Here is a 22,609-nt window from a genome sequence, read left to right as displayed (position 1 = left end):
CGGTCCTGGCCGCCGCCCGCGTCCGCGGCCGGCGCCTGGGATGCCCGCCGGCTATGACCCCGAACAGGTCCGGCACGCCCGCGACCTGCTCACCCGGCCGGAGAACACTGTCTCATCCATCGCCCGCCTACTCGGCGGCAGCCGGTCGCCATCGACAAGTACGTCCCCGAATGTGCGACCGGCCGCGCTGCCGTCCAACAGTCAGCGGCGCGAGCCGAGCTGGAAGCGGGAAGCTGATTCCCGGCCAGGGCCTCTATGGTGGCCGGTGCCACGTTGCTTACCTTTTTTGGGAACGTGGCCGTGCCGAGTCCAGGCGCGAACCGCTCGGTCCGCGACGTCGTGGATCGCCTGGACAGCCCGTGTTCGCCTGCGCTGAGCCCCGGCCGTGTCCGCCATAGGGATCGTCGACCCGTCAGCCGGCCCTTCGGGACTGCCTCTCCACCGCAGCTCGGAGCGCCGCACCGAACTGGTCTGGTGCTTCCAACCATGGATTGTGCCCCGCGTTCGGGACGATGACGACCTCGCAGTCGAGGCGGGTTCCGAGACGTCGCAGGGCATCCGCTGGGCGGCTGTCGCCGGCCCCGCCGATGATCACCGCGCCGGGCGGCAGGTGCTCGCGAAGTTCGTCGACGTGTGATTCGAGCGGGTCGGCCTTCTTCGCCGCGTTGAGCTGGGTGTTCATCGCGTAGTTGATGGGCCGCAGCGTACGGGCTGATGCCAGCGCCCAATCCCATGCCCGCGTTTGGTCGGCGTGGTCAGTGAACCACGACAGCGTGAGGTAGTCGATCTCCTCGGCGTCTGTACGCGATTCGATCGCATCGAGTTCATCGAGCCTGGTCTGTTGCTCGTCGGTGCGTCGTGCCCGCTGTGTTGCTCGGTTGGCTTCCCGCCATGGATCGAGGAAGGGGCCGGCGATCTGAATCAGTCCGGCCACGCGTTCGGGATGGGCCAGCAGGAAGTAGCCGGCCATATTGGTTCCGAACGAATGCCCCAACAGAACAACCCGGTCGTGTCCCCACGCGTCGAGCAACAACGCCAAGTCGCGAACGTGGCGGATGATCGTGTGCTCGCCCTCCCAGGGTGATCCGCCGGTGCCACGCTGGTCGTAGCGGTGGACCAGGCACAGGTCGTCGATGATGCCGGCGACCGGGGCGAGATAGTCGGGGACTCCTGGACCGCCGTGCAGCATGACCACGGGAAATCTCTGCGGAATCACCGAGCCCGCAGTCCAAGTACGTAGCTGTGCACCGTCATCCAGCTCGATCATGGTCGCGATCATGGACGTGAGTGTAATGCGGTCGGGGTCCGATGAGACGATCCCTCAACGGGCACTCGCCGGGCTGGAAGTGGGAAGCTGATTCCCTGGTTCAGGGCCTATACGGCGGCTGGTGCCATGGTGGTTGACGGCGCCCCGACGCGTCCACGGACACCAGCAGCGACAGGGTGAGCACGGCGAGAGCGAGCCGCTGCCGCGCCTCGGGCCCGCCGGATCGGCCCATCGGCCCCGAGGCGCAGGCTGCGTCCGACCGCGCCCCGGGGAGCACGCGGCCCGAGCAGCCGCCCGCCCCCCGATGGCGCCGCACTCGTCGCACGCCGCGGGACGCAGGGCAGTGATCAGCCCAGCGGCTTGCAGTCCCACATGGTCACGGTCGGCTGCCCCGCCGAGCCGCCGCCGGTCGAGTAAGGGCCGTAGCAGCGTAGTCTCAGGCCGTCCGTGCCACGACTGATGAGCCACCGTTCGCCCGCCCCACCCGAACTGATCCCGACGAAGTCTCCGTCGGCGTCGTGGCAATGGCCATATCCGCTGTATATGTTGCGATCGGGGTTTACGGGGACCTTTGCGATCAAAGGGCAGGTGATGATGTCGCCAGGTGCGGGGGCGGCCGCCGCCGGGCCGGAGGGAACTGCCGCGAGGAGGCCCGCAGTGACCAGGACTGCCAGTGCCGGTGCTTTCATGCACACAACCTTTCGTTTCTCAGAGTAGAAGAACCATCACTCTTTGTAACCGGCAATGGGGTGTGGGAACCCCTTCCCCGCGGCGGAAACACCCTGACCGCGCCCGCACTCTCCGCCTGCGCCCTCCCAACGATGGCTGCTTGCGGGAGTGGGATGCTCCCTGATCAGTAGAGCCGTGCACCGATGGGGGTGTGGCGGATCGCCGTACTTACGAGACTTGTGGCAGCTCGTCCCGGGCTGAGGATCTCCAGATCCAGACTGGAGGGGGAAGAGCCTGCCCGTGACCACGAGGCGACCTTGAGCTCACGGACGGGACACCCCTGCGTGGTCCGTAGGGCCAACCCCGCCGCAAGGGCCTCGGAAACGTCATCGTGCAGGCTGAGGTCTTCGAGATCCGGGACTTGGGCCGTCAGGGCGAAGATCCGGCGATCCAGGTCGGTTGCGGGTACGCCGTAGGGGCCCGTTGACGGCCGTTCCCGCGAAGGTCGGCTCCCGAGATCTTCCTGAGTCCCACTCCCGCCAAAGCGCCGCTCGGCCGGAATGTAGATCTCAAAAGTGTGCTCGAACGCGAAGAGACGGTGGACCCGCTTCCTGTCCCACAGCAGGTTGTCCAAGGGGGATGAGGACGTCGGAGGATGCTCGGGGAGCGTCCGCGGCCCCTCCAGCGCAGCGGGGTCGGCGTAAGCGGCGCCTCGCCGGTCGGGCACCTGATCACCGCGAGATCGCGGTATCAGTCGCCGCCACCCCCGCCGCCGTCGGAGGAGCCGCTGCCGGAGGAATCGCTGCCGGGGGAATCGCTGTCGTTCCTGTCGTCCGAAGAAGACGCGTCGCCGGAGAACAAGGAGCGCTGGTGATGTGACCCGCTCCGCGAGGAGGAACCTCCGCCGATCATCGCCAGGACGCCCCCGATGACGAAGAGCACAAGCACGGCCACGAATGCCACTGGCATCACTGTGTCGAACATCATCGCCCCCTCTTCTCGCAGCTGTGTGGATCTTCAGCGTAGGGGTGTCGGGTTGGGTCGGACCATGGCGCCCTGCCGTGATTGCCCCGAGGTCGCCGTCGACCCCCGCCGGAGCTGAAGGAGCGGGCCGTAGCGCGTGACTCGGCGGCCGGATCGAGGCGGGGCGGATGGCGCTCATCCGGCCGGCCAATGGGCTGTCGATGTCGGTGTGGTTACCGAAGACGGCGATCGAGGCGTACGGGCCGGCCTCGCCGGAGCAGGAGGCCTTGAATGTGATCCTGCGCCGGTCGGTGCTGCCGATCTACGAGCCGGACCAGGCCGAGCCGAACCACGGTCGGTGACGGGGGAGCAGGCCCGCGCCGCCGCGGCGGAGCGGGTCGAGCGCATGACCGGTTACTCCTTCTCCAGGGACGCCTGCTGCCAGGAGGCGCGCAGGACATCGACGGCGACGGACAGCTCGGCCTCGTCGCGTGGGGCGTAGAACATGACGATCGTGTCCGGCCACTGCGGCCGCAGGCTGATCGGGTGCAGTTCGGCCCAGCCCGCCTCCACCAGCGGTGCGACCATCGGCTTGGGGACGGTGAGGTGCATGAAGCCGGCCTGGTGGATATGGGCGAACTCGTCCCGGCTGGGGTGCAGGAACGCCTCCCACGGCCCGGTCGGCCGGTGCAGGCGCAGCGCAAGCGAGGCGGGCTCGGAGACCTGGCTCGGCCCGGTGAAAACTCCGGGGAGGGCACGGGCCTGCTCGACCAGCGCGTCCCGGACAGGCGCCGGGGAGAACTGGTCAAGCTGGTCGTGCGGGATCTCGCGGCGGGTGGTGACCGGGCGGACCCCGGCTCTGTTCGGGGGATCAAACATGAGTACCGCACCTTCTGTGTGCTGGTTATCTTTTGTGCGCAGGGAGAGCTTGATCCACGATGCCGTCATGACGGAAGAAGGCACTTTGACCTGCCCACGGCACACCGATGTGCGCGTCTCCGAGGACCCCGGCGTCTGTACGCCGATCGCGGCCGCGACCATCTCATCCGCCGCCACCTGCGAGCGCGGGATCACACCGGTCATCGCCCGACGCGGCGTCCAGCACGGTTCCGGGCCGGACGGCATCCGGCGGGTGGTTGAGTGAACCCTGGCCTTGCCGCGTCAGTTCAAACGGCTGCGCGCTGATCTCCATCGGGGCCGCTTGGTCCAGCGTGCGGCGTCATCTGCCAGAGCTGTCTCCGGACCTCATGGTGAAACGACCGGCTAGAGGTCGTAGCCGCCGGAGACCTCGATGTTCTGCGCGGTGATCCAGCGGCCCTCGTCGCTGAGCAGCGTGGCGATGCCCGAGGACGTGGGGCTGCCCGCGGGAGGCAGGCGCCGCGTCCCCGGCGCTGGGGGAGCCGGCCCTTCTCGCCGGTCCTGAGGAGAAGGCCGCATGCGAGGGGATCCGGTCAGCCGTGGATCTGGCGGGTGATGGACGGGTCGGTGATCGTGGTGTCGGCGGCCAAGAGGAACGCCTTGGACAGGATGATCGACAGCATGCCGCCGTCCTGCTCGAAGGGCAGGAAGACGGGGTCGCCTGAGCCGCGGGGGACGATGCACAGGTAGGCGTCGTTGGGCTCCATCAGGATGTTGCCCGAGCCGAGGTGGATTCTGTAGGCGCGCAGGTCGCCGCGGACGCGCAGGAAGCGGTCCTCCAGGGTGCAGCGGTCGGCGATGGCCAGGCGGGGCACGAGCCGGGACAGGGCGTCGCGGCGGATCCGGGCGGTCTCGGTGAGGTCGCCGAAGCCGTAGGACTGCCAGTACTCGCCGCTGCCTGTCGGGTCCAGGCCGGTGGAGGTGACGCCGACGGCCAGGTCCGCGTCTCGCAGCGCCTCCGACAGGATGAGCGGGGGAACCTCGGCCAGCGGGACCGGTGAGGGGCCGGCGAGGAAACGGAGGTCGCCGCTGACGCAGATGGAGGCGGTGGTGCCGTAGCCGTCGCGTTCGAAGGAGTGCTCGTCCAGGTGGAAGTCCCAGGTGGCGGTGAGGCCGCCGGGCAGGTCTTTGGTGGCGTCGCACCAGTCCGACCCTCCGGCCGCGTCCCAGTGGCCAAGCGACATGCCGGTCCAGCCGCGCTCGGTGAGCAGTGCCTTGGCCTGGCCGTACCGGAGCAGGTGGCCGGTGAAGCGGCGGGAGTGGTCGCGGGTCTCCTCCTCGGCGGGCGTGAGCAGGTAGACCTCGCGGAAGGCCTGCTTGAACGGCTGGCGCAGGCCGTGCTCCATGAGATGGTCGCGCCAGGCGCGGACCTCGTCCGTCGAGTGGGAGATCGGATGCCAGAGGAGGACAGGCGTGTCAGGGCGGGGCTGGATCCGGCGTCCGGCCGGGTCGGTCAGCTCCCAGGTCCCGTCGACGCGGACGGGAAGCCCGGCCGGGCCCTGGAGGATCTCCCAGATCAGGCTCCGGGCGAACGAACCGGTGACCGGGTGGTCGAGGTAGAACTCGCACACGTCGCGCCAGCGCCAGATGCGTTCGGTGGCCAGGGCGCGCTCGATCCGGAAACGCTCGGCGGGCAGCGCCTTCTTCAGCTCCTTGGCCGTGGCCCTGAACTCGGTCAGAACCTCCTTGTGCTCCTCGCGGACCGCTTGGGGGACGGTCTTGCGGACCTTGCCGTCGGCGCCGACGTAGCCCACGAAGCCGTCAAGGCCCAGCCGCAGGCCGTGTTCCGTGCGCGTGCCGTCGAAGCCCAGTCCGAAGGCAGGGACGGTGCGTTCCAGCAACTGCTCGGTCGACAGCCCGGTCTGTACGGCCACCGCGTCCAGGGTGCGGCCCACGCGGGCCAGGATGGTCTTCTTGCGGACCTTGGCCTGCACCCGGGCCAGCTGGGCGACCACCTCCAGCCCGCCACGCCGGGACAGGACCCCGATGGCGGCGTTCGCCAGCATCTCGCTGCGCGCGTTGGCACCCGAGCCGCCGATGCCGGTGCCGGTGGCCACCGCGAGGTCGCCCAGCAGCGCGGTCACCCACGGCTCGTCGATCAGCTCGCAGGTCCAGACCATGCCCCGGAGCGGTACGGCGGTGCGCTCGCGCAGGAAAACGGTCTCTGTCCACTCGCCGTGAGGGGTGGGGTGCCGGTGCGTGACCTCGCGGTGGGCGAGGACCCGGCCGAGGATGTCTCTGACCAGGCCGGCGGCCTCCGGGGTCAGCAGGTCGGTGGCGCGCAGGGCCCATCTGGGGCTGGGGCCTGACGCGGTGGCGGTGTTCCAGTGCCGCAGCAGGGGCAGGACCTCGGGGCAGGCGAGCCGGGCCGCGTAGTCGTTGATCATCTGGGTGGCGAACGCGTCGTCCTCCCACATGATGTTGCGGACTCTCGCGCCGGGATCGTCGGTCTCCGGTTCGGTGAGCAGCGCCTCGACCGGTTCGCGCAGGACCTTCCACGCGGGCTTCCAGTGCTGGGCGAACCACTTGGGCAGATGGTTCAGTACGGCACGCCGCTCGGGAAAGGAAAGCAGGGCGGTGGCGGCGAGCGGCAGCCGGTACAGCTCGGCGTAGTTGGTGTGCTGCCAGGTCATCAGTCCGTTGGCCGCCGACCACAGCTGGGTGACCGTCGCCTTGGACAACGCCGGAAGACGGTCGATCACGTCGCGGATGACGGCCAGCCGTCGGTCCTCGTGGTCGCCGCCGCCGTCCCAACCGAGGCTGAGCCGCATCTGCGCCCACAGGGCGAAGAGACGGAGCCGGCTGTCGTCGTACGTCTCGACCTCGAAAGCCCCGTGCGCGGCGAAGGTCGCGTCAAACCGGTCGAAGGTCTCCTTGTGGTCGTTGGCCAGGTACACGAAGTCGTAGTGGTTGCGCAGCGGAGAGTCGGCGAGCAGTTCCCAGTCCATGTCAGCCCCCGACCAAAGGGACGAGCTTGACGAAGGACACCACGGGGTCGGCGGCCAGGTCGATCTCGGTGTCCAGATCCTCGATCTGCCGGTCGCCGACCAGCAGCAGGAAGCCGTTGCGGGCGAACGCGGCCTCGGCGGCGTCGGCCTGCCTCTCCCAGTTCAGCCTGCGGGCGGTCCGCATCCGGTAGCCGTTCAGCTCGGCCTCGGCGTCGGTCGGTCTGACCAGGCCGCGGAAGTGGTGGGAGGGGGCGGCGTTGTGGCGGGCCACCTCCTCACGCACGCGCAGCCGTACCAGTTCCCTGGCCGAGATCCGCTCGGGCAGGCCGGGGAGCGAGAACTCCTCCAGTGCCCGGCCCGTCGCGGTCTCATCGCGAAACGTTACTGATGCCATCGAACGCCCTGTTCTCGCGAAAGATCATCTGATGGCGTCATTCATAACAGCGGTCGCCGACAGAATCGGTGATGCCGTCCGACGGGGTGGTGACGCGTTACGGACGGATCGCGCCCCACACGGCCCGGAGAAGAGTCCGAGCGCTGACCAACCCGGCCGCGGGAATGGCGCGCATCGAGAACAGGTAGACGCGGCGGGCGAGCTCGCGATCGCGGTGAGCCGCTTTCGTGACCAGTTTCTGCGCCGGGTTGGCGGGCCGGGCCAGGGCGTCCCGCCGGCCGATCCGGTCATGCTCCACGATGAATTCGAGCGCCTGACGATAGACCGCGACGCCGGCTTCGAGGTCCCCGCCGTCGAGCAGCGCCGGAGCCGTCGATTCCACCAGCCATTCGGCGGCACGGAACGCCCAGCCGCAGCCGACGGCCGGTGTGGGATCGCCGGTGATGGCCGCATCCCCCACCAGCACGAGCCCGGGCCTCGGGGCCGGGTCGCGTCTCACGCAGGGGTAGTCGTTCGTCCCGATCACCTTGGACACCCGCTCCGCCGAGGACAGGTCAGGCGCGTCGGGAAGGCAGGCCATGAACCGCTCCAGCGCACCGGCGCGGTCGGCCTGGAATTCGGCGAGCCTGGCCTTGGCAGGGAACGCCACCAGCATGTGCAGGTCATGGTCGGTCCGGACGAGTATGCCGACATCCGGGTCGAGTGACCAGATCTGGCTCGCGGCGGGGCCGCGCGGGACGACGCCGCGGTAGTACGCCCACAGTCCGAAGCGCTCGTTGGGCGCCACGTCCTCGGGGACTCCTGCGACCTGTGCCACCGGCGACCTGTGCCCGTCCGCGCCGACGACGAGCCGCGCCTGGATCTCCTCGTCACCGACGCGCACACCGGTGATCCGCCCGCCCGATTCCAGCAGTCCGGTCACCGTACGGCCGAGCACGAGATCGACGCCGGGCGTGCCGGCCGCGATCGTCCGCAGGAGGGGGTCCAGTTTCTCCCTCCGCAGGCTGATGCACTCGGGGAGACCGGGTTCGGGCACGAACCACCCGGCCGTGGTCCAGCGTGCGATGTCGCCCACGGCCGCGCCCGCGTCGACCATGGCCTCCCAGAGGCCGGTACGCCGCAGCATCGGCTGCGTCCCACCGCACGAAGTGCCCGCACAGAACCTTGTGCGTCGAGATGGTGCGGTGCTTCTCGATGATCGCGACGCGCAGGCCGGCTCTGCCGTACAGGATGGCGGCGGTGCACCCCGCCACACCGGCGCCCACGATGACAACGTCGTAAGTCATGGGACCACTGTGTGGCGCGCCCGGCGCCATCACATCGGTAGTGGATTACTGCATTCTCGGCCACAGGCATGCGCAGTACCCTGCGGCTATGAATTCCTGGCCGCTGGTGGGCCGCGAGTGCGAGCTCGAACGCCTGGTGGCGGTGATGACCGGACGCGCAGGGTCCGGTCTGGTGGTCACCGGCCCGGCCGGGATCGGCAAGAGCCGGCTGCTCTCCGAGGCCAGGTCGAGAGCCGAGGCCGGTGGGGTCGGGGTGAGCTGGGCTTTCGCCACGCCTGGCGGCATCCCGCTGCTGCCCTTCGCGCACCTGCTGCCTCCGCGGGCCGTCGACGGCGAGCTCACACGTACGCTGACGGCGGCGGCCGCCCACATCGCCGGCGGGGGCGCGCTGGTGATCGACGACGCCCACCTGCTCGATCCGGCGTCGGCCGCACTGGCACGGCATCTCGTCGCCGGCGCCATGGTTCCCGTCGTGCTGGCCGTACGCGGCGAAGGGACCGACGAATGGTGGCGTGACCTCGAGCGACTGGCCCTGGAGGGGCTGACTGAAGGCCACACGGCTGAGCTGCTCTCGACGACGCTCGGCGGCCAGGTGGAATCGACGCTGCCCGCCCACCTGCTGCGACTGAGCGGTGGAAACCCGCTCTTGCTTCGCGAGCTCGTGGAGGCGGCGACCTTCACCGAGGTGGACGGTGTCTGGCGGCTCCTTCGGCCCGTCTTCGCGGACACGAACCTGCCCGCGGCCATCGCCGCCCGTCTCGACCGGCTCGCTCCTGCCGTGCGGGCCGCGGCAGAGCTCGTGGCTCTCGCCGAACCGGTCGGCGCGGCGATACTGGAGCGTCTCCTCACCCCCGAGGTGATCGCGGAACTGGAGTCCGAGCGGCTGCTGACCGCGATTCCCGACCGCCGTCGACACCTCGTGGCGCTCGTCCACCCCCTGTACGGCGAGGCGTTGCGAGCGACGCTTCCTCCGCTGCGGGCCCGCGACCACCGCAGGAGGCTCGCCGACGCGGTCGAGGCCGCGGGGGCGCGCAGGCGACGTGACAGGGTCAGGATCGCGGTGTGGCGCGTCGAGGCGGGCGTGGCCGCCGATCCCGCGCTGCTTCGCGAAGCGGCCAGGGAAGCGTCGGAGGCGCTGGACCACCAGCTCGCCGGGCACCTGCTCCAGGCCGCGGTCGATGCCGACGGGTCGTTCGAGTCGCGACTGTCGCTCGTCGCCGAGCTGCCCTACCTGGGAGAGGCCGGGCGCGCCCTCGACCTGGCCCGCGCACTCGAGGCGGACGCGCCGGACGACGCGTCGCGCGCCAGGGCGCTCTCGGCGCGGGCGCGCGTCCAGCTGATCCGCGGCCAGGTCGGGGAGGCGAGAGACACACTGGCGTCGGCCGCGCTGACGACGGCCGACCCGCGGGCCAGGCTGCGGCTGGAGATCGGCAGGGCCGCCCAGGCGTTCGCGGTCGGGCACATCGACGAGTCGGTGGAGCTCGCGGACCGGATCCTCCGCAGGCACCCGGCGGATCACGAGGTGCTCGCCGTGCTCGCCTTCTCCCAGGTACGCGCCCTCGCGTGCGCGGGACGGACCCGGGACGCCATCGAACTGGCCCGCTTCGCCCTGGACATCATCGACGGGCCGCGCGCCGAGCTCACCCGCATGGCCCTCCTCCAGGCCCTGGCCCTCGACGGCCAGATCGCGCAGGCGATCGACCTTGGTCGCTCTGCCCTGGAGGGAGAGGCGACGGGGACCGCCGCGACGTGGCGTGCCTACTGGGCTCACGATCTCGGGCAGGTGTACCTGCTCTCCGGCCGGCCGGCCACCGCGCGGCGCTGGCTGCGGGAGGCGCTCGCCGTGATGCCCATCCACGGCATCGCGGCCAGTCCGCAGATGTGGGGCCTGGACGCGCTGAGCGAGGCGGAGTCGCTGCTCGGCGACGCGCACCGAGCGGGGAAGGCCATGGAACGGCTGCGGGCCGCCCTTCCAGGAGGACTCGCGGCCCCGCGCCGGAGCGGCTCCGTCTGGCACGCCTACGCCGAGGGCGACCTGACGGCCGCCGTGAACCTGGCCATCAGACAGGGCGCGGAGCTGGAACAGGTCGGGTCGCTGCTGATGGCCTCCTGGGTGCTGCACGACGCCGCGCGGCTGGGCGCCGCCGTCGCGGTCGTCGACGATCTTCAGCGTCTGGCCTCGTCCAGCCAGAGTGCCCTGCAGGCGCTCATGGCCAGGAACGCCGCCGCCCTGTCCCGGCGGGACGCGGCGGCTCTCGACGACGTCTCCCGCGAGGCCGCGGCGGCCGGCTGCGCGCTGTGGGCCGCCGAGGCGGCGGCGACCGCGAGCCTGATCCACCGGGCAGAAGGACGCCTCGGGTCGGCGACGGCGTCAGCGACCCGGCTCAACGATCTGTCCGCCGCGTGCGAACGCGCCCGAACCCCGGGCCTGTCCTCACCGCCCGCGATCCTCACCCGCAGGGAGTACGAGGTGGCCGGATTCGCGTCGCGCGGGCTCTCCGACCGGGAGATCGCCGAACGCCTGCACCTTTCGGTGCGGACCGTGCACAGCCACCTGTACCGGATCTATCGCAAGCTGAACATCGAGCATCGGAGCCAGCTTCCCGGCATACTCGCTCCGTAAGGCCGTCCTGGCGCTCAGGAGGGCGGTTCGTCGGCCAGGATGCGCTCCAGGGTGCGTCGGCCCATCCGGCTCATGGCGGGGTTGGTCTCGCGGTAGTACCAGACGAGCCCCATCGCCTGGGCGAAGGCCCACGCCTTGCCCCGCTCCCATTCGAGGTCGTCGCACGCGAGGTCCAGACGGAGCACCCGCCGAGGCCCCGCCTCCAGCAGATGCCAGGCACTCACGAGATCCAGCGCGGGGTCGGCCGGCCCGAAGCCGCCGACGTCGAGAATCCCGGTCAGCCGGCCGGCCGACACGAGCACGTTGCCGGGGATGAGATCGCTGTGGGTCATCACGTCGGCCGCCTCGCGCGGCAGGCTCCGCAGGGCTTCCCACATGCGGCGAAGCCGGCGAACGTCCAGAAGCCGTTCGCTGTGCTGGAAACAGGTCTCCATCCACGCGTCGTGAGCGTGGAGGTCGCCTCCCCGGCCCTTGCCGGCGAACGTACGGCCACGCGTGTCGATGGCGCGCAGGTCGCCGATGAGGTCGGCCATGTCGTGGGCGAACGCGACTGACGCGCCCGGGTCCTCGTCGGTGGCAACCGCGCCGGGCAGCCATGTCTGCACCGACCACGGCAGCGGGTACCCCGACCCAGGTTCACCGATCGCGACCGGCTCTGGCGTGGGAAACCGCGTGCGGCCCGCCAGCTCGCGGGCCGCCTCCGCTTCGGACTCCAGCCAGCGTCGCGTCGAGTCGACGCCCCCGGACTGGAGGGGGAACCGGGCCGTGAAACGGTCGCCGATGCGGAAGATGGCGTTGACCGTCCCGTGGGCGGCGACGCCCGTGACGGACAGGCTCCGCCACTCGGGATACTGCTCATCCACCAGCGCGCGCACCGTCTCAGGCGCCACCGTCAGCTGGTCGTCGTGCATCTTCACGCCGGGATCGTCGCGCGGGCCGGCCTGCTACCGCAACGCGTTTTCGGCCGCGTGGGCGGCTGCGCGCCATGCCGCCGTGGCGAGCCTGCCTCTGCTGTCCGCTGGTGGGAAATATCCGATCGAAAGCGTCGTTGGCCGCGTGGAACGATGTGCGCGTGATGGGCGTCAGGATGTGGTTGCAGCGGTTCGTCCGGCATGAGGAGACGCCCGGTGATCCGGTGGTGGACGTGATTCGCCGGCTGGTCCTGCCGAGCGCACAGGGTCACCGCCACGCCTGTGACGACCTCGCGCGCGCGTTGTTCGGCGTCGTCTGCGACGGGTTGCTCGCCGAGGAGGCACTCGACGTCCTGACCACTGCAGGGCCGACGATCTGGATCGAGCTGGACCCGGCGCTGCGTCCCTGGGCGTACGGCTATCGCGACTCGCGCGTCGCCGCGGCTTCCGCCGTACCGCAGCCGAGCAACGCGCTCGCGGTCGCGCTGGCCGCCTGCAGCCGGGACGGCCGGGAACGTGAGGCGGCGCTCAGGCATCCGCTCATGGGCACGGACGTGCGGCTCCTGCCCGTGCTGGCCATCCGGACCGTGGACTGGGTGCCGGCCGTGCGCCGCCACGCCCTGCGGGTCATGGCGGAGGTTCTGATCCACGCCGACGCGGCGATGCTGCGGGCGCTGGTGCCGGTGACGGTGAGACTCCTGGATCGGCAGCGTGGGGATTCCGTCACGGAGCTGGTCCGTCAGGCCCTGCTGCGGACCGATGACGAGACGCTGAGCGCGGTTCGGCGGTGCGAGGACCTGCGCGGGCGGCGGTTCGCGTACACGGTGTCGCTGGAGGCGGGGAGGATGGACCTGCGGCGGCTCACCGCGGCGGCGCTCGGGGAGCGCGACATCGTTTCCCGGACCCGCTGCGCCGAGGTGCTGGCCGCGCAGGCGCTGGCCGGTGACCGGCCGGAACTGGTGGAGGAACTGCTTGACAGCGGTTCGGCGCGCGTCCGCGTCGAAGCGCTGACCGCGCTGGTGCGGCTCGGCCGTACCGCGGCGGGGGAGAGGTTCCTGGCCGACGAGGCATCCTTGATGCGCCTGACCGCGCAGTGGGCGGTCAGGCGGGCGGGCGGCGACCCGGCCGAGCTCTACCGGCAGCGGCTGGCACCGCCGGCCGGGCGGGGCGCGCGTGGGCTGCTGGCCGGGCTCGGTGACTGCGGCACGCGCTCCGACGCCGACCTGGCGCTTGCCTACCTGCGTGACCCGAGACCGCGTGTCCGGGCGGAGGCCGTGCGCGTGCTTCGCCGCCTGGGCGCACGAGCGGATCTGGCGGATCTGCTGGAGGATCCCGCGCCGGTGGTGGTCCGCAACGTGGTCGACGCGATACGCGCCGCGGGGCCGGGCGTGCCGGCCGAGCGGCTGTGGGCGTTGCTCGGCGAGGACCGTCCTCGTCACGTACGGCAGGCCGCGCACCGGCTGCTCACCGGGCGTGACGCCTGGACCAGGATCCGGGCGGACCTCGTCCTGGCCGGTGGCCGGGACGAGGCGCTGGTTCTGCGCGCCCGCGCCGACCTGGCCGTCTGGTGCGCGCGGGACGCGGCGACCACGTATCAACGCTGTCCCGACGAGCTGCGTGCGCACCTGCTCGACCTGCTGGCGCGGGCGGAGCACGCCGTGGGTGAGGGCACGGCCCGCACGCTGCGCTGGGTGCTCGGAACGCTGACCGCTTTCGCGGGCGTCTTCGACATCCACCTGACGGTGGCCGCGGGCGACGACGCCGTCCGGCTGGCTCGCTGGGCGCGGGCGAACGGCGTGAAGTTCACCCACATCGTGCTCGCGCGGGGTGAGGCCCCCTCCCAGCCCATGCTGACCCTGGCCGGTCGCGGCACACTGAGCGAGCAGCGGAGCGCGGCGGCCGACTGCGCGGCGAGGCTGCGCGCGGAGGGGTTCACCGTGGTCCGCGTGAAGATCGAGGCGGCGCCGTGGAACGCCGACGTGCCCCAGGAAGACGTGGTGACGCCCGGGCGCTACTTCGAGCACCACGTCAAGGTCGTGGTCCGCGACGACCTGATCGGCCTGGCGGAGCTGGCACAGGCGCACGCGGCGCACGTGTCACGCAACGCCAGGCGAAGGCACGGGGACGGGGTGCACGAACGGTTTGTCACCCAGCGCTGCCGCGATGTCGGGCTGCCTGCGGCCCGCCGGCGATTCGACGCGTTGCTGAAGGCGCTGGAGTCGGCAGGCTTCGCCGTACTGGAGGCCGAGCAGGAGTTCGTGGTGGACGACGACAACCCCGGCATTGATCACGGTTGGATCGAGGAGCGATGACATCGTCCTGGGAGCGGTACAAGGGCATGAACGTGCCCGATCAGCAGTGGGTGGCCGGACGCGGGCTGCCGGACTTCCCCGCGACCTACCTGCCGGTCGCGCAGGGGAAGGGAGTCCGGCAGCCGCCGATCTTCGATCCCGCGCTGAAGCAGTTCGCCCGGGCGTTCCGGGCGGGGGAGCCCGCGTTCGAGGACGAGGAAACCGGGCGAAGGTGGCGGCGGGCCCGCCGTTCGGCGATCGACCACCTCGCGCGCATCGTGGCCGGCTCGCCGTGGAGCGAGCATCTGGTACTGCGCGGCAGCCTCCTGCTGGAGGCGTGGATCGGGGAGGAGGCGCGCGAGCCGGGCGACATGGACTGGGTGGTGGTGCCGCACACGATCACTCTGGACAGCCCGCTGACCGTGCAGATGTTCAGGGGTCTCATCGGCGCCGTCGCTGCGGCACCCGACACACAGGACCAGGTGACCGTGGACGCGGACGACATCGCGGTCGACGACATCTGGACCTACGAGCGTGCGCCAGGACGGCGGCTGGTGTTCACCTGGCGCGCCGAGGGACTGCCGCCGGGAACGGTGCAGCTCGACTTCGTCTTCGCCGAACGCCTGCCGGTCGCCCCCACGACGGCGTTGATCCCGCGGGCCGGTGGGGCCGAGCCGACGCTAGTCCAGGCCGCGACTCCGGAGTTGTCACTGGCTTGGAAGATCCTGTGGTTGGCCGCCGACATGTGGCCGCAGGGCAAGGATCTCTACGACGCCGTCCTGCTGGCCGAGCGGGTCACGCTCGCGCCGGGACTGCTGCGGCCCATGCTGGTCGAGGCGCTGGGCGAGGCCGAGGCGGCGGCTTTCGACGCCGACGCGGTTCGGTCACTGGAGATGGTCGACTGGGCCGAGTTCCACGCCGAGTACCCCCAGGTGCGGGGGAGCGCCACGACGTGGCTGGAACGGCTGGCCCGCGCGCTCGGTCCGTCGTTCGCATCGGCCTGACCCTACGGTGGCGTTCCCCTGGTGCTCGACACGCGACTGGTGCTCGACACGCGACTGGTGCTCGACACGCGACTGGTGCTCGACACGCGACGCAACGTGGCCTCGATCCAGCCGTACGCGAGTGTGGGCTCCGACGGCCAGGGCGTGTCCTGGATGATCGACACCAGCTCCCACAGTCTGGCCGCGCGCGGGTCGTGCTCGTCGAACGCGCGCAGGGCCTCCTCGCGGCTTTGTCCCATGAGCGCCAGGATCCGATCGAGAACCTGCTCGGACTCGGGCGAGCCGGGCTCGATGCCCGCCTGGGAAGCGGTCAGCGCCTCCCGCATGACCTGGATGTTGATCTCGTGCCAGGCGCCGTAATCCCGTTCCTCCGTCCAGAAGTCCCCGCTCTGCCGGCGCAGGCTGTCGCGGTAGTCCTCGTCGGCGAGCAGCTCGGCCAGCTCCAGCCATGCGTCGAGCTGTGCGGTGGTCGGCTCCTCTGGCAGTTCGGGGAGCATGCAATCGCGCATGTGGGTCAGCCACTCGTGCCGAGCCTCGATGTCGCCGCCGACCTCGTCGACGAACTCGTCGAGCAGGATCGCCATCTCGGCCGCGCCGAGCCGCCCGAGCGCGTGGAGTCTGCGCAGATCCTCCTCAGCGGGATCGCCGTCCCGGGCGAGCGTCGCCCTGAGCACCGCCCTGGTCCGCTGGAGCGACTTGAGCTGCGTCTCGACCGCCTTGAGATGAAGGTCGAGCACGCTCCTCAGCCGGCGGTCGCCGAGCGAGCGGATCGTGGCCAGGTCGACCCCGATCTCCCTGAGCGTGCGGATCAGTTCCAGCCGCGCCCGGTCCTCGTCGCCGTAGAGGCGGTAACCGGAGGGAGTGCGTTCGCGCTCGGGCAGCACGCCCGCGTCCGAGTAGAAGCGGATCGTCTTCACCGGCAGGCCGGTCAGCTTCGCCAGGCGGCCGATCGTATAGCTCATAATTCCCTTGAGTCTCCAGTAACGGGAGACTTTAGCGTAACCGGCATGGTGAAGAACAAGGTAGCCAGGGTCGTCACCCTGCACATTCAGGCCGGCGAGGCGGGCCCGGCGAACGTCGGCAAGGACCTCGGCCCGCTCGGTATCAACCTCATGGAGTTCTGCCGGCAGTACAACGCGCAGACGCAGGACCGGCGCGGGTTCGTGATCCCCGCGGTCATCACCGTCTACGAGGACAGGTCGTTCGAGGTCGTCACCAAGCAGCCGACCACCGCCTCGCTGATCCGCCGCATCGCCGGGCTCGACGGCGGCAGCCCGCGTCCGGGCCACCAGAGCGGCGGCTGGATCACCCGTGCCCAGCTCCGCGAGGTCGCCCAGGCCAAGCTCCCCGACCTCAACACCGCCGACCTGGATCAGGCCGAGAAGATCGTCGCGGGCACGGCCCGCTCCATGGGTCTCACCGTCCGCGATGAGTAGAGGCGGCGGGGTCGGCCTGACGTGGCGGGCGAATCATTCCGCCCGCCAGCGTACGGCCTGACGTGGCGGGCGAGTCATTCCGGCCGCCAGGCGTCGTACGGCCGGGCGGAGAGGCGGACAGGTCAGACGACGGCGACGGCCTCGGCGTAGTGGCAGGCGGACGGATGGCCCTGACCGCGGTCGACCAGCTCCGGCGCCCGCTCGACGCAGGCCGCCTGCTCGGCGTCGGTGAGCTGGGCGAACTTCGGGCAGCGGGTGCGGAACCTGCAGCCGCTCGGCGGACTGGCAGGGTTGGGGACGTCCCCGCCGATGACGATCCGCTCGCGGGCCCTGATCCGTTCGCGCCGCGGGTCCGGCAGCGGGATGGCGGCGATCAGCGCCTGGGTGTACGGGTGGGCGGGCCGGTCGAACAGCTCGTCCCTGTCGCCGATCTCGACGACCCTGCCGAGGTACATCACGGCGACCCGGTGCGCGATGTGCCGGACCACGGACAAGTCGTGGGCGACGAAGAGATAGGCGAGACCCAGCTGCTCCTGGAGGTCCTCGAGCAGGTTGACCACGCCCGCCTGGATCGACACGTCGAGCGCCGAAACCGGTTCGTCGAGCACGAGCAGCTCGGGCCGCATCGCCAGCGCCCTGGCGATGCCCACGCGCTGCCGCTGGCCGCCGGAGAACTCGTGCGGGTAGCGGTTGCCGTGCTCGGGGTCGAGCCCGACGGTGCCGAGCAGTTCACGTACCCGGTCAGGCCCGCCCTGGCCGTAGGTGCCGTGGATGCGCAGTGGCTCGGCGATCGCGTTGCCGACGGTCATCCGCGGGTCGAGGGAGGCGTACGGGTCCTGGAACACGATCTGCATGCGTTGCCGCAGCCGGCGCATTTCCGTGTCGCCGGTCGCGCCGAGGTCCTGACCGTCGAACAGCACCTGCCCGGAGGTCGGTCGCTGCAGGTGGAGTACGGCCCGCCCGGTGGTCGACTTGCCGCAGCCCGACTCGCCGACCAGGCCGAGGGTCTCGCCCCTGTGCAGGTCGAACGACACCCCGCACACGGCGTGCACGTCGCCGGTGGCCCGCCGGAGCAGACCCTTGCCGCGCACCGGATAGTGCTTGACCAGGTCCCGCACGGACAGCAGCGGCCGTGGGCTCATCGTGCGCCTCCAGCGTTGTCGACCGATGTCAGAGTGAAGACGTCCTCGGGCCGCCGGCCCTCCAGATCGGCGGAGAAGTGGCAGGCGGCCAGGTGGCCAGGGCCCGAGGCGGCGAGCAGTTCGGGCTCGGTCGTCTCGCAGATCTCCTGCCGCATCGGGCACCGGGGCGCGAAGGGGCATCCGGGCGGTGGCTCGAGCAGCGAAGGCGGCGACCCGGTGATCGGGACCAGCCGGTCACCCCTGCGGGCGCTGTCGAGCCTGGGAAGGCTGCCGATCAGGCCGAGCGTGTACGGCATGCGCGGCCGGTAGTAGATGTCGTCGACGTCCCCGAGCTCCACCGGCCGGCCGGCGTACATGACGAGGACCCGGTCGGCCGTCCCCGCGACGACACCGAGGTCGTGGGTGATCAGCACCATGGCGGCGCCGGTCGCGGCCCGCGCGGTCTCCAGCGCCCGCAGCACCTGCGCCTGGACGGTGACGTCGAGCGCGGTGGTCGGCTCGTCGGCGATGATGACGTCCGGGTCGTTGGCCATCGCCGTGGCGATGACCACTCGCTGGCGCATGCCGCCGGAGAACTCGTGCGGATAGTCGCGGGCACGCTGCCTGGGACGCGGGATCTGCATCATCCCCAGCAGCTCGACGGCGCGTTCACGGGCCGCCGCGGCGCTGACGTCGTTGTGTGCCCTGACCGCCTCGGCGATCTGGTCGCCCACGGGGTGGACGGGGTTGAGCGAGGTCATCGGGTCCTGGAAGACCATCGCGATCCGGCCGCCGCGGACGGCTCGCATCTCCTTGTCGGGCGCGCCGAGCAGCTCCCTGCCGCGGAACCTGACCGAGCCGCCCACCTTCGCCGAGGCCGGCAGCAGGCCCATCACCGCCATGGAGGTGACCGACTTGCCCGAGCCTGACTCGCCGACGATCCCGAGCACCTCGCCCTGCCGCAGGCCGTAACCGACCCCGCGGACCGCCTGGACCAGGCCGTCGTCGGTCGGGAACGCCACGGTGAGGTCCTCGACCTCGAGCACGGTCTCGCCGCCGGTCATGCGCGCACCTTCCGCTGGGTCGGGTCGAAGGCGTCGCGCAGCCCGTCGCCGATGAAGTTGATGGTCAGGGCGATCACCACGATGAACGCGCCAGGGAAGTAGAACAGCCACGGCCGGGTGCTGACCGCGGTGTCGGCCTCGCTGACCAGCAGGCCGAGCGAGGTGTCGGGCGGCTGGACGCCCAGGCCGAGGAACGACAGGGCCGTCTCGACCAGGATCGCGGCGGCCACGAGGATCGTGATGTTGACGATGATCGGCCCGAGCGCGTTCGGGATCAGGTGCCGGAAGATGATCCAGCGGTCGGTGGCGCCGAGCGCGCGGCTCGCCTCGACGTACTCCTTCTCGCGCAGTGACAGCATGACGCCGCGCACGACGCGGGACACGTACGCCCACTGGAGGGCGGCGATGACGAGGGCGACGAACCACCACGAGCCCGAGGTCGCGCGGGTCAGCACGGCGGCGACCGCCAGCAGCGGCAGCGTGAGGACCAGGTCGGCGAACCGCATCATCACGCTGTCGGCGACACCGCGGTAGTAGCCGGAGAACGCGCCCCACAGGGTGCCCGCCAGCCCGGCCAGGAACGCGATGAGCAGGGCGATCTCGATCGAGCGCTGGGTGCCACGCAGCACCTGGGCGAAGGTGTCGTGGCCGAGGTTGTCGGTGCCGAAGGGATGCTCGAGCGAGGGCGGGACCGAGGCCGCCGAGGTGATGTCGGCGTAGTCGTAGCGCCAGAGCGCGCCGCCGACGAAGGCCAGGAGGACGACGGCGACGAACAGCACCAGGCTGATCACCGCCGCCTTGTGCCGGAGGAACCGGCGCAGCACCAGCTCACCCTGGCCGCGTTGCCGTACCACGACGGCCGCCGGCCGGTTCGGTGCGTGGCCGACCATGGCCTCGGTGTCGTCATTCATAGCGGATCCGCGGGTCGAGAACGGCGTACAGCAGGTCGGCGATCAGGTTGAACACGATGACGGCGACCGCGACCACCAGCAGCCACGCCAGCACCGCGTAGGCGTCGCGCTGGTCGACCGAGGTGACGAGGAAGTCCCCGAGTCCCCGCCACTGGAAGACCGTCTCGGTGATGACCGCGCCGGAGATCAGCGAGGCGAAGTCGAGCGCGGTGACCGTGGTCATGGGGATGAGCGCCGTCCGCAGCGCGTGCCGGACGACCACCCGTCGTCGTGAGAGCCCCTTGGCCCTGGCGAACAGGACGTAGTCGCTGTTCAGCACGTCGAGCATCGACGCGCGCTGGAACCGGCTCCAGGCGCCGAACGAGATCAGCGCCAGCGAGATCGTCGGCAGCACCATGTGGCCCGCCGTGTCGACCAGCTGGGCCCACGCCCCGCCGTCGACGACGACGGATCTCTCCCCGATCGTGTACACCACCTGGTCTCCGACGAGTTTGTTGAGCGAGATGCCGCCCTGTTTGAGCAGCACGGCGAACCAGAACGACGGCATGGACAGGAACAGGAACGCGGCGAGGGTGAACCCGTAGTCGAGCCCCGAGTACTGCTTCACCGCGCTGAGCACGCCCACCACGACGGCGAGGGCCAGGGCCAGGACGACGGCCACGGCGATCAGCCGGACGGTGACGCCGAACCTGGTGGCGATCTCGTGGCCGATGTCCAGGTTGGTCCGCACTGATGGGCCGAAGTCGCCGCGGACCACGCCGGTGATCCAGGTCCAGTACCGCAGCAGCGGCGGCTCGTCCAGGTGCAGCCGCTGCTCCTCGACCGCTATCACCTGCGGCGACGGGGGAGGGTTGCGGCCCTTGAGGTTGGCGAGCGGGTCGCCGGACAGCGTCACGAGCAGGAAGACGACGAAGGTCGAGGCCACGACCACCGGTACGGCGACCAGCAGGCGGCGCAACGCGTAGACGAGCACGATCGGGTCACCGGCTCCTCATCGCGCCCTCGACCTCGCCGGGCGGCGTTGGTGTGGTGGGGGTGCTCTCCATGGTCGACCTCCGCGTCGCCGTACAGGACCTCGTAGCCAGTGCAGCCGTTCGGGCCGCCCGGTACTTCGTCGAAAGCGACGTAAGATCTCCGACGAGTTCGTCGGATCGAATGAACTGCCGGAGCCCCCCGTCGGCGCAGGATGCTCGCATGTCGACGACGCTGGTGATTCGCGGTGGCACAGTCCATGACGGCAACGGCGGCCCAGGCCGTGTTGCCGACGTCCTCGTCGACGGTGACCGGATCGTCGCCGTCGAGCCCGGCGCGGGCGGGCACGACACGCCCGTGCTCGACGCCACCGGTCTGGTGGTGGCGCCCGGTTTCGTGAACGTGCTGAGCCACGCCTACTTCACCCTGGAGAAGGACGGCCGCGGCCTGTCCGACCTGTACCAGGGCGTGACCACGCAGGTGTTCGGCGAGGGCGTCTCGATCGGTCCCTTGACGCCGGCCGTCAGGGCCGAGCTCGAAGCGACGTTCGTCGAGCCCGGCGATCCGCCGCTGGTGTGGGAACGGCTGTCGGAGTTCCTCGCCCACCTCGAGGGCAAGGGAGTGGTCCAGAACGTCGCGAGCTTCGTCGGCGCGCACAACCTGCGCATGATCGGGGCAGGCGCGGACGACCGGCCGATGACCGCGGCGGAGCTCTCGCGGGTCCGGGGCATCCTCGACGAGGAGATGGCCGACGGCGCCCTGGGGCTGGGGTCGGCGCTCATCTACCCGCCGGGGTGTTTCGCCTCGACCGACGAGCTGGTGGCACTGTGCGAGGTGGTCGCCCGGCACGACGGCATGTACATCTCGCACATGCGCAGCGAGGGCGACCACTTCCTCGACGCCGTCGACGAGCTGATCGAGATCGGCCGCCGGGCCGAGCTGCACGCGGAGATCTACCACCTCAAGACCGCAGGACGGCGCAACTGGCCGAAGATGGCGCGAGCCGTCGAGCGTGTCGAGGCCGCCCGGGCGGCGGGCCGGCCCGTGACCGCCGACATCTACCCCTATCTCGCCGGGCAGACGCAGCTCGCCGCGTCGATCCCGCCGGACTTCCATGACGGCGGCCACGAGGCACTCGCTGCCAGGTTGGCCGACCCGGCCGAACGGGCGCGCATCCGCGCGGCCGTCGAGGCCCCGTCGGAGCGCTGGGAGAACCTCTACCTGGCCACGGGCGGCGCGAGCGGAGTCATGCTGCTGCCCGACCCGAACGGGCCGGCGGCCGAGTACCGGGGGCTCAGCCTCCTGCAGGCGGCGGACGCGGACGGCACCGAGCCGGTGGAGATGCTGCTCAAGCTGGTCGAGCAGGAGCCGGCGCTGCACGCCATGTACTTCATGATGGATGAGGAGGCGCTGCGCACAGCGCTGCGCAACCCGTGGGTCTCGGTCGGCTCCGACGCCCCGACCTTCGCGGTCGAGTCGCCGGACGCCGACGCCCCCACCCATCCGCGGGCCTACGGGACGTTCGCCCGCATCCTCGGCAGGTACGTCCGCGAGCAGTCGCTGCTCACCCTGGGCGAGGCCGTGCGCCGGATGACCAGCCTGCCGGCAGGCAACCTCGGCCTGCGTGATCGCGGCCTGCTCGCCCCCGGCCACTACGCCGACATCGTCGTGTTCGACCCCGGCACGGTCGCCGATCTGGCGACGTACGAGGAGCCGCACCAGTACGCGACCGGTGTCCGGCACGTGGTGGTCAACGGACAGACCGCGCTCGCCGACGGCGTGCCCACCGGACTTCTGCCCGGCCGCGCACTGCGGCGCGGGCGCTGAGACG

General features: G+C 70.9%; 18 protein-coding genes and 2 pseudogenes. 7 read left to right on the top strand and 13 right to left on the bottom strand.

Translation table 11 applies throughout. The features are described from left to right. Positions 1-412: 412 nt before the first annotated feature. Both AC3EO4_RS10110 and AC3EO4_RS10105 read right to left on the bottom strand, forming a co-directional pair. Positions 413-1,279 carry an alpha/beta fold hydrolase gene (locus AC3EO4_RS10110; RefSeq protein ID WP_431895003.1) on the bottom strand — a complete coding sequence of 289 codons (867 nt, stop codon included), beginning with the start codon at positions 1,277-1,279 and terminating at the stop codon, positions 413-415. A gap of 1,407 nt (positions 1,280-2,686) precedes the next feature. After that, positions 2,687-2,899: a hypothetical protein gene (locus AC3EO4_RS10105; protein ID WP_379580950.1), complete on the bottom strand. Its 213-nt coding sequence runs from the start codon at positions 2,897-2,899 to the stop codon at positions 2,687-2,689. Between the two features lie 188 nt (positions 2,900-3,087). On the opposite strand from AC3EO4_RS10105, the gene AC3EO4_RS10100 reads away from it, so the two are divergent. Then, a complete protein-coding gene (locus AC3EO4_RS10100; protein ID WP_379580951.1) occupies positions 3,088-3,261 on the top strand; it encodes a hypothetical protein in 174 nt (57 codons plus the stop codon). Positions 3,262-3,313: 52 nt separating this feature from the next. Here the strand turns inward: AC3EO4_RS10100 and AC3EO4_RS10095 are convergent, their stop codons facing one another. Beyond that, positions 3,314-3,778, bottom strand: a complete 465-nt coding sequence (locus AC3EO4_RS10095; RefSeq protein WP_379580952.1) for a luciferase domain-containing protein — start codon at positions 3,776-3,778, stop codon at positions 3,314-3,316. A 49-nt stretch (positions 3,779-3,827) separates the two neighbouring features. Here AC3EO4_RS10095 and AC3EO4_RS10090 point away from each other — a divergent pair, with 49 nt between their 5' ends. Continuing rightward, on the top strand, positions 3,828-4,043 hold the full coding sequence (locus tag AC3EO4_RS10090) for a hypothetical protein (protein ID WP_379580953.1): 216 nt from the start codon (positions 3,828-3,830) through the stop codon (positions 4,041-4,043). A gap of 119 nt (positions 4,044-4,162) precedes the next feature. Here AC3EO4_RS10090 and AC3EO4_RS10085 read toward each other — a convergent pair whose 3' ends face one another. The 5 genes and pseudogenes from AC3EO4_RS10085 to AC3EO4_RS10065 all read right to left on the bottom strand — a co-directional run. Then, positions 4,163-4,336 (bottom strand): hypothetical protein, encoded by a 174-nt coding sequence (locus AC3EO4_RS10085; protein ID WP_379580954.1) that lies wholly within the window; start codon positions 4,334-4,336, stop codon positions 4,163-4,165. A 14-nt stretch (positions 4,337-4,350) separates the two neighbouring features. Then, positions 4,351-6,765 (bottom strand): DUF4132 domain-containing protein, encoded by a 2,415-nt coding sequence (locus AC3EO4_RS10080; RefSeq protein WP_431894998.1) that lies wholly within the window; start codon positions 6,763-6,765, stop codon positions 4,351-4,353. Position 6,766: 1 nt separating this feature from the next. Continuing rightward, entirely contained in the window at positions 6,767-7,159 is a 393-nt protein-coding gene (locus AC3EO4_RS10075) for a hypothetical protein (protein ID WP_431894997.1), read from the bottom strand. Positions 7,160-7,256: 97 nt separating this feature from the next. After that, on the bottom strand, positions 7,257-8,285 hold the full coding sequence (locus tag AC3EO4_RS10070; protein ID WP_431894995.1) for an NAD(P)/FAD-dependent oxidoreductase: 1,029 nt from the start codon (positions 8,283-8,285) through the stop codon (positions 7,257-7,259). Between the two features lie 40 nt (positions 8,286-8,325). Then, positions 8,326-8,445, bottom strand: a pseudogene (locus AC3EO4_RS10065) (FAD-dependent oxidoreductase); the annotation flags it as partial. A gap of 88 nt (positions 8,446-8,533) precedes the next feature. Between AC3EO4_RS10065 and AC3EO4_RS10060 the strand changes: the two are divergent. Further along, on the top strand, positions 8,534-11,068 hold the full coding sequence (locus AC3EO4_RS10060; RefSeq protein ID WP_431894993.1) for a helix-turn-helix transcriptional regulator: 2,535 nt from the start codon (positions 8,534-8,536) through the stop codon (positions 11,066-11,068). Positions 11,069-11,082: 14 nt separating this feature from the next. On the opposite strand, the gene AC3EO4_RS10055 is transcribed toward AC3EO4_RS10060, so the two are convergent. After that, a complete protein-coding gene (locus AC3EO4_RS10055) occupies positions 11,083-11,979 on the bottom strand; it encodes an aminoglycoside phosphotransferase family protein (RefSeq protein ID WP_431895116.1) in 897 nt (298 codons plus the stop codon). 164 nt (positions 11,980-12,143) lie between these two features. Between AC3EO4_RS10055 and AC3EO4_RS10050 the strand changes: the two genes are divergently transcribed. Both AC3EO4_RS10050 and AC3EO4_RS10045 read left to right on the top strand, forming a co-directional pair. Continuing rightward, positions 12,144-14,291 carry a HEAT repeat domain-containing protein gene (locus AC3EO4_RS10050; RefSeq protein ID WP_431895115.1) on the top strand — a complete coding sequence of 716 codons (2,148 nt, stop codon included), beginning with the start codon at positions 12,144-12,146 and terminating at the stop codon, positions 14,289-14,291. After that, positions 14,288-15,274, top strand: coding sequence for a nucleotidyl transferase AbiEii/AbiGii toxin family protein (locus AC3EO4_RS10045; protein WP_431894991.1), 987 nt, complete (start codon positions 14,288-14,290; stop codon positions 15,272-15,274). Before AC3EO4_RS10050 ends, AC3EO4_RS10045 begins: the two co-directional genes overlap by 4 nt. Before the next feature lie 2 nt (positions 15,275-15,276). Here the strand turns inward: AC3EO4_RS10045 and AC3EO4_RS10040 are convergent, their stop codons facing one another. Beyond that, the gene (locus tag AC3EO4_RS10040; RefSeq protein ID WP_431894990.1) at positions 15,277-16,236 is read right to left on the bottom strand and encodes a MerR family transcriptional regulator; all 960 of its coding nucleotides are present in this window, start codon (positions 16,234-16,236) and stop codon (positions 15,277-15,279) included. Between the two features lie 45 nt (positions 16,237-16,281). On the opposite strand from AC3EO4_RS10040, the gene rplK reads away from it, so the two are divergent. Then, a complete protein-coding gene (rplK, locus tag AC3EO4_RS10035) occupies positions 16,282-16,710 on the top strand; it encodes a 50S ribosomal protein L11 (protein WP_431894988.1) in 429 nt (142 codons plus the stop codon). A gap of 122 nt (positions 16,711-16,832) precedes the next feature. Here the strand turns inward: rplK and AC3EO4_RS10030 are convergent. The 3 genes and pseudogenes from AC3EO4_RS10030 to AC3EO4_RS10020 form a co-directional block, all read right to left on the bottom strand. After that, positions 16,833-18,895: pseudogene (locus tag AC3EO4_RS10030) on the bottom strand (ABC transporter ATP-binding protein). Continuing rightward, a complete protein-coding gene (locus tag AC3EO4_RS10025) occupies positions 18,892-19,806 on the bottom strand; it encodes an ABC transporter permease (protein ID WP_379580963.1) in 915 nt (304 codons plus the stop codon). The pseudogene AC3EO4_RS10030 and the gene AC3EO4_RS10025 overlap by 4 nt, the downstream one beginning before the upstream one ends. Next, positions 19,799-20,779 (bottom strand): ABC transporter permease, encoded by a 981-nt coding sequence (locus tag AC3EO4_RS10020; RefSeq protein WP_379580964.1) that lies wholly within the window; start codon positions 20,777-20,779, stop codon positions 19,799-19,801. Before AC3EO4_RS10020 ends, AC3EO4_RS10025 begins: the two co-directional genes overlap by 8 nt. 221 nt (positions 20,780-21,000) lie before the next feature. On the opposite strand from AC3EO4_RS10020, the gene AC3EO4_RS10015 reads away from it, so the two are divergent. After that, a complete protein-coding gene (locus AC3EO4_RS10015; protein ID WP_379580965.1) occupies positions 21,001-22,605 on the top strand; it encodes an N-acyl-D-amino-acid deacylase family protein in 1,605 nt (534 codons plus the stop codon). The last annotated feature ends 4 nt before the right edge of the window (positions 22,606-22,609 follow it).

Source organism: Nonomuraea sp. bgisy101 (assembly GCF_057708945.1).
This window is presented reverse-complemented; position numbering and strand designations above follow the sequence as displayed.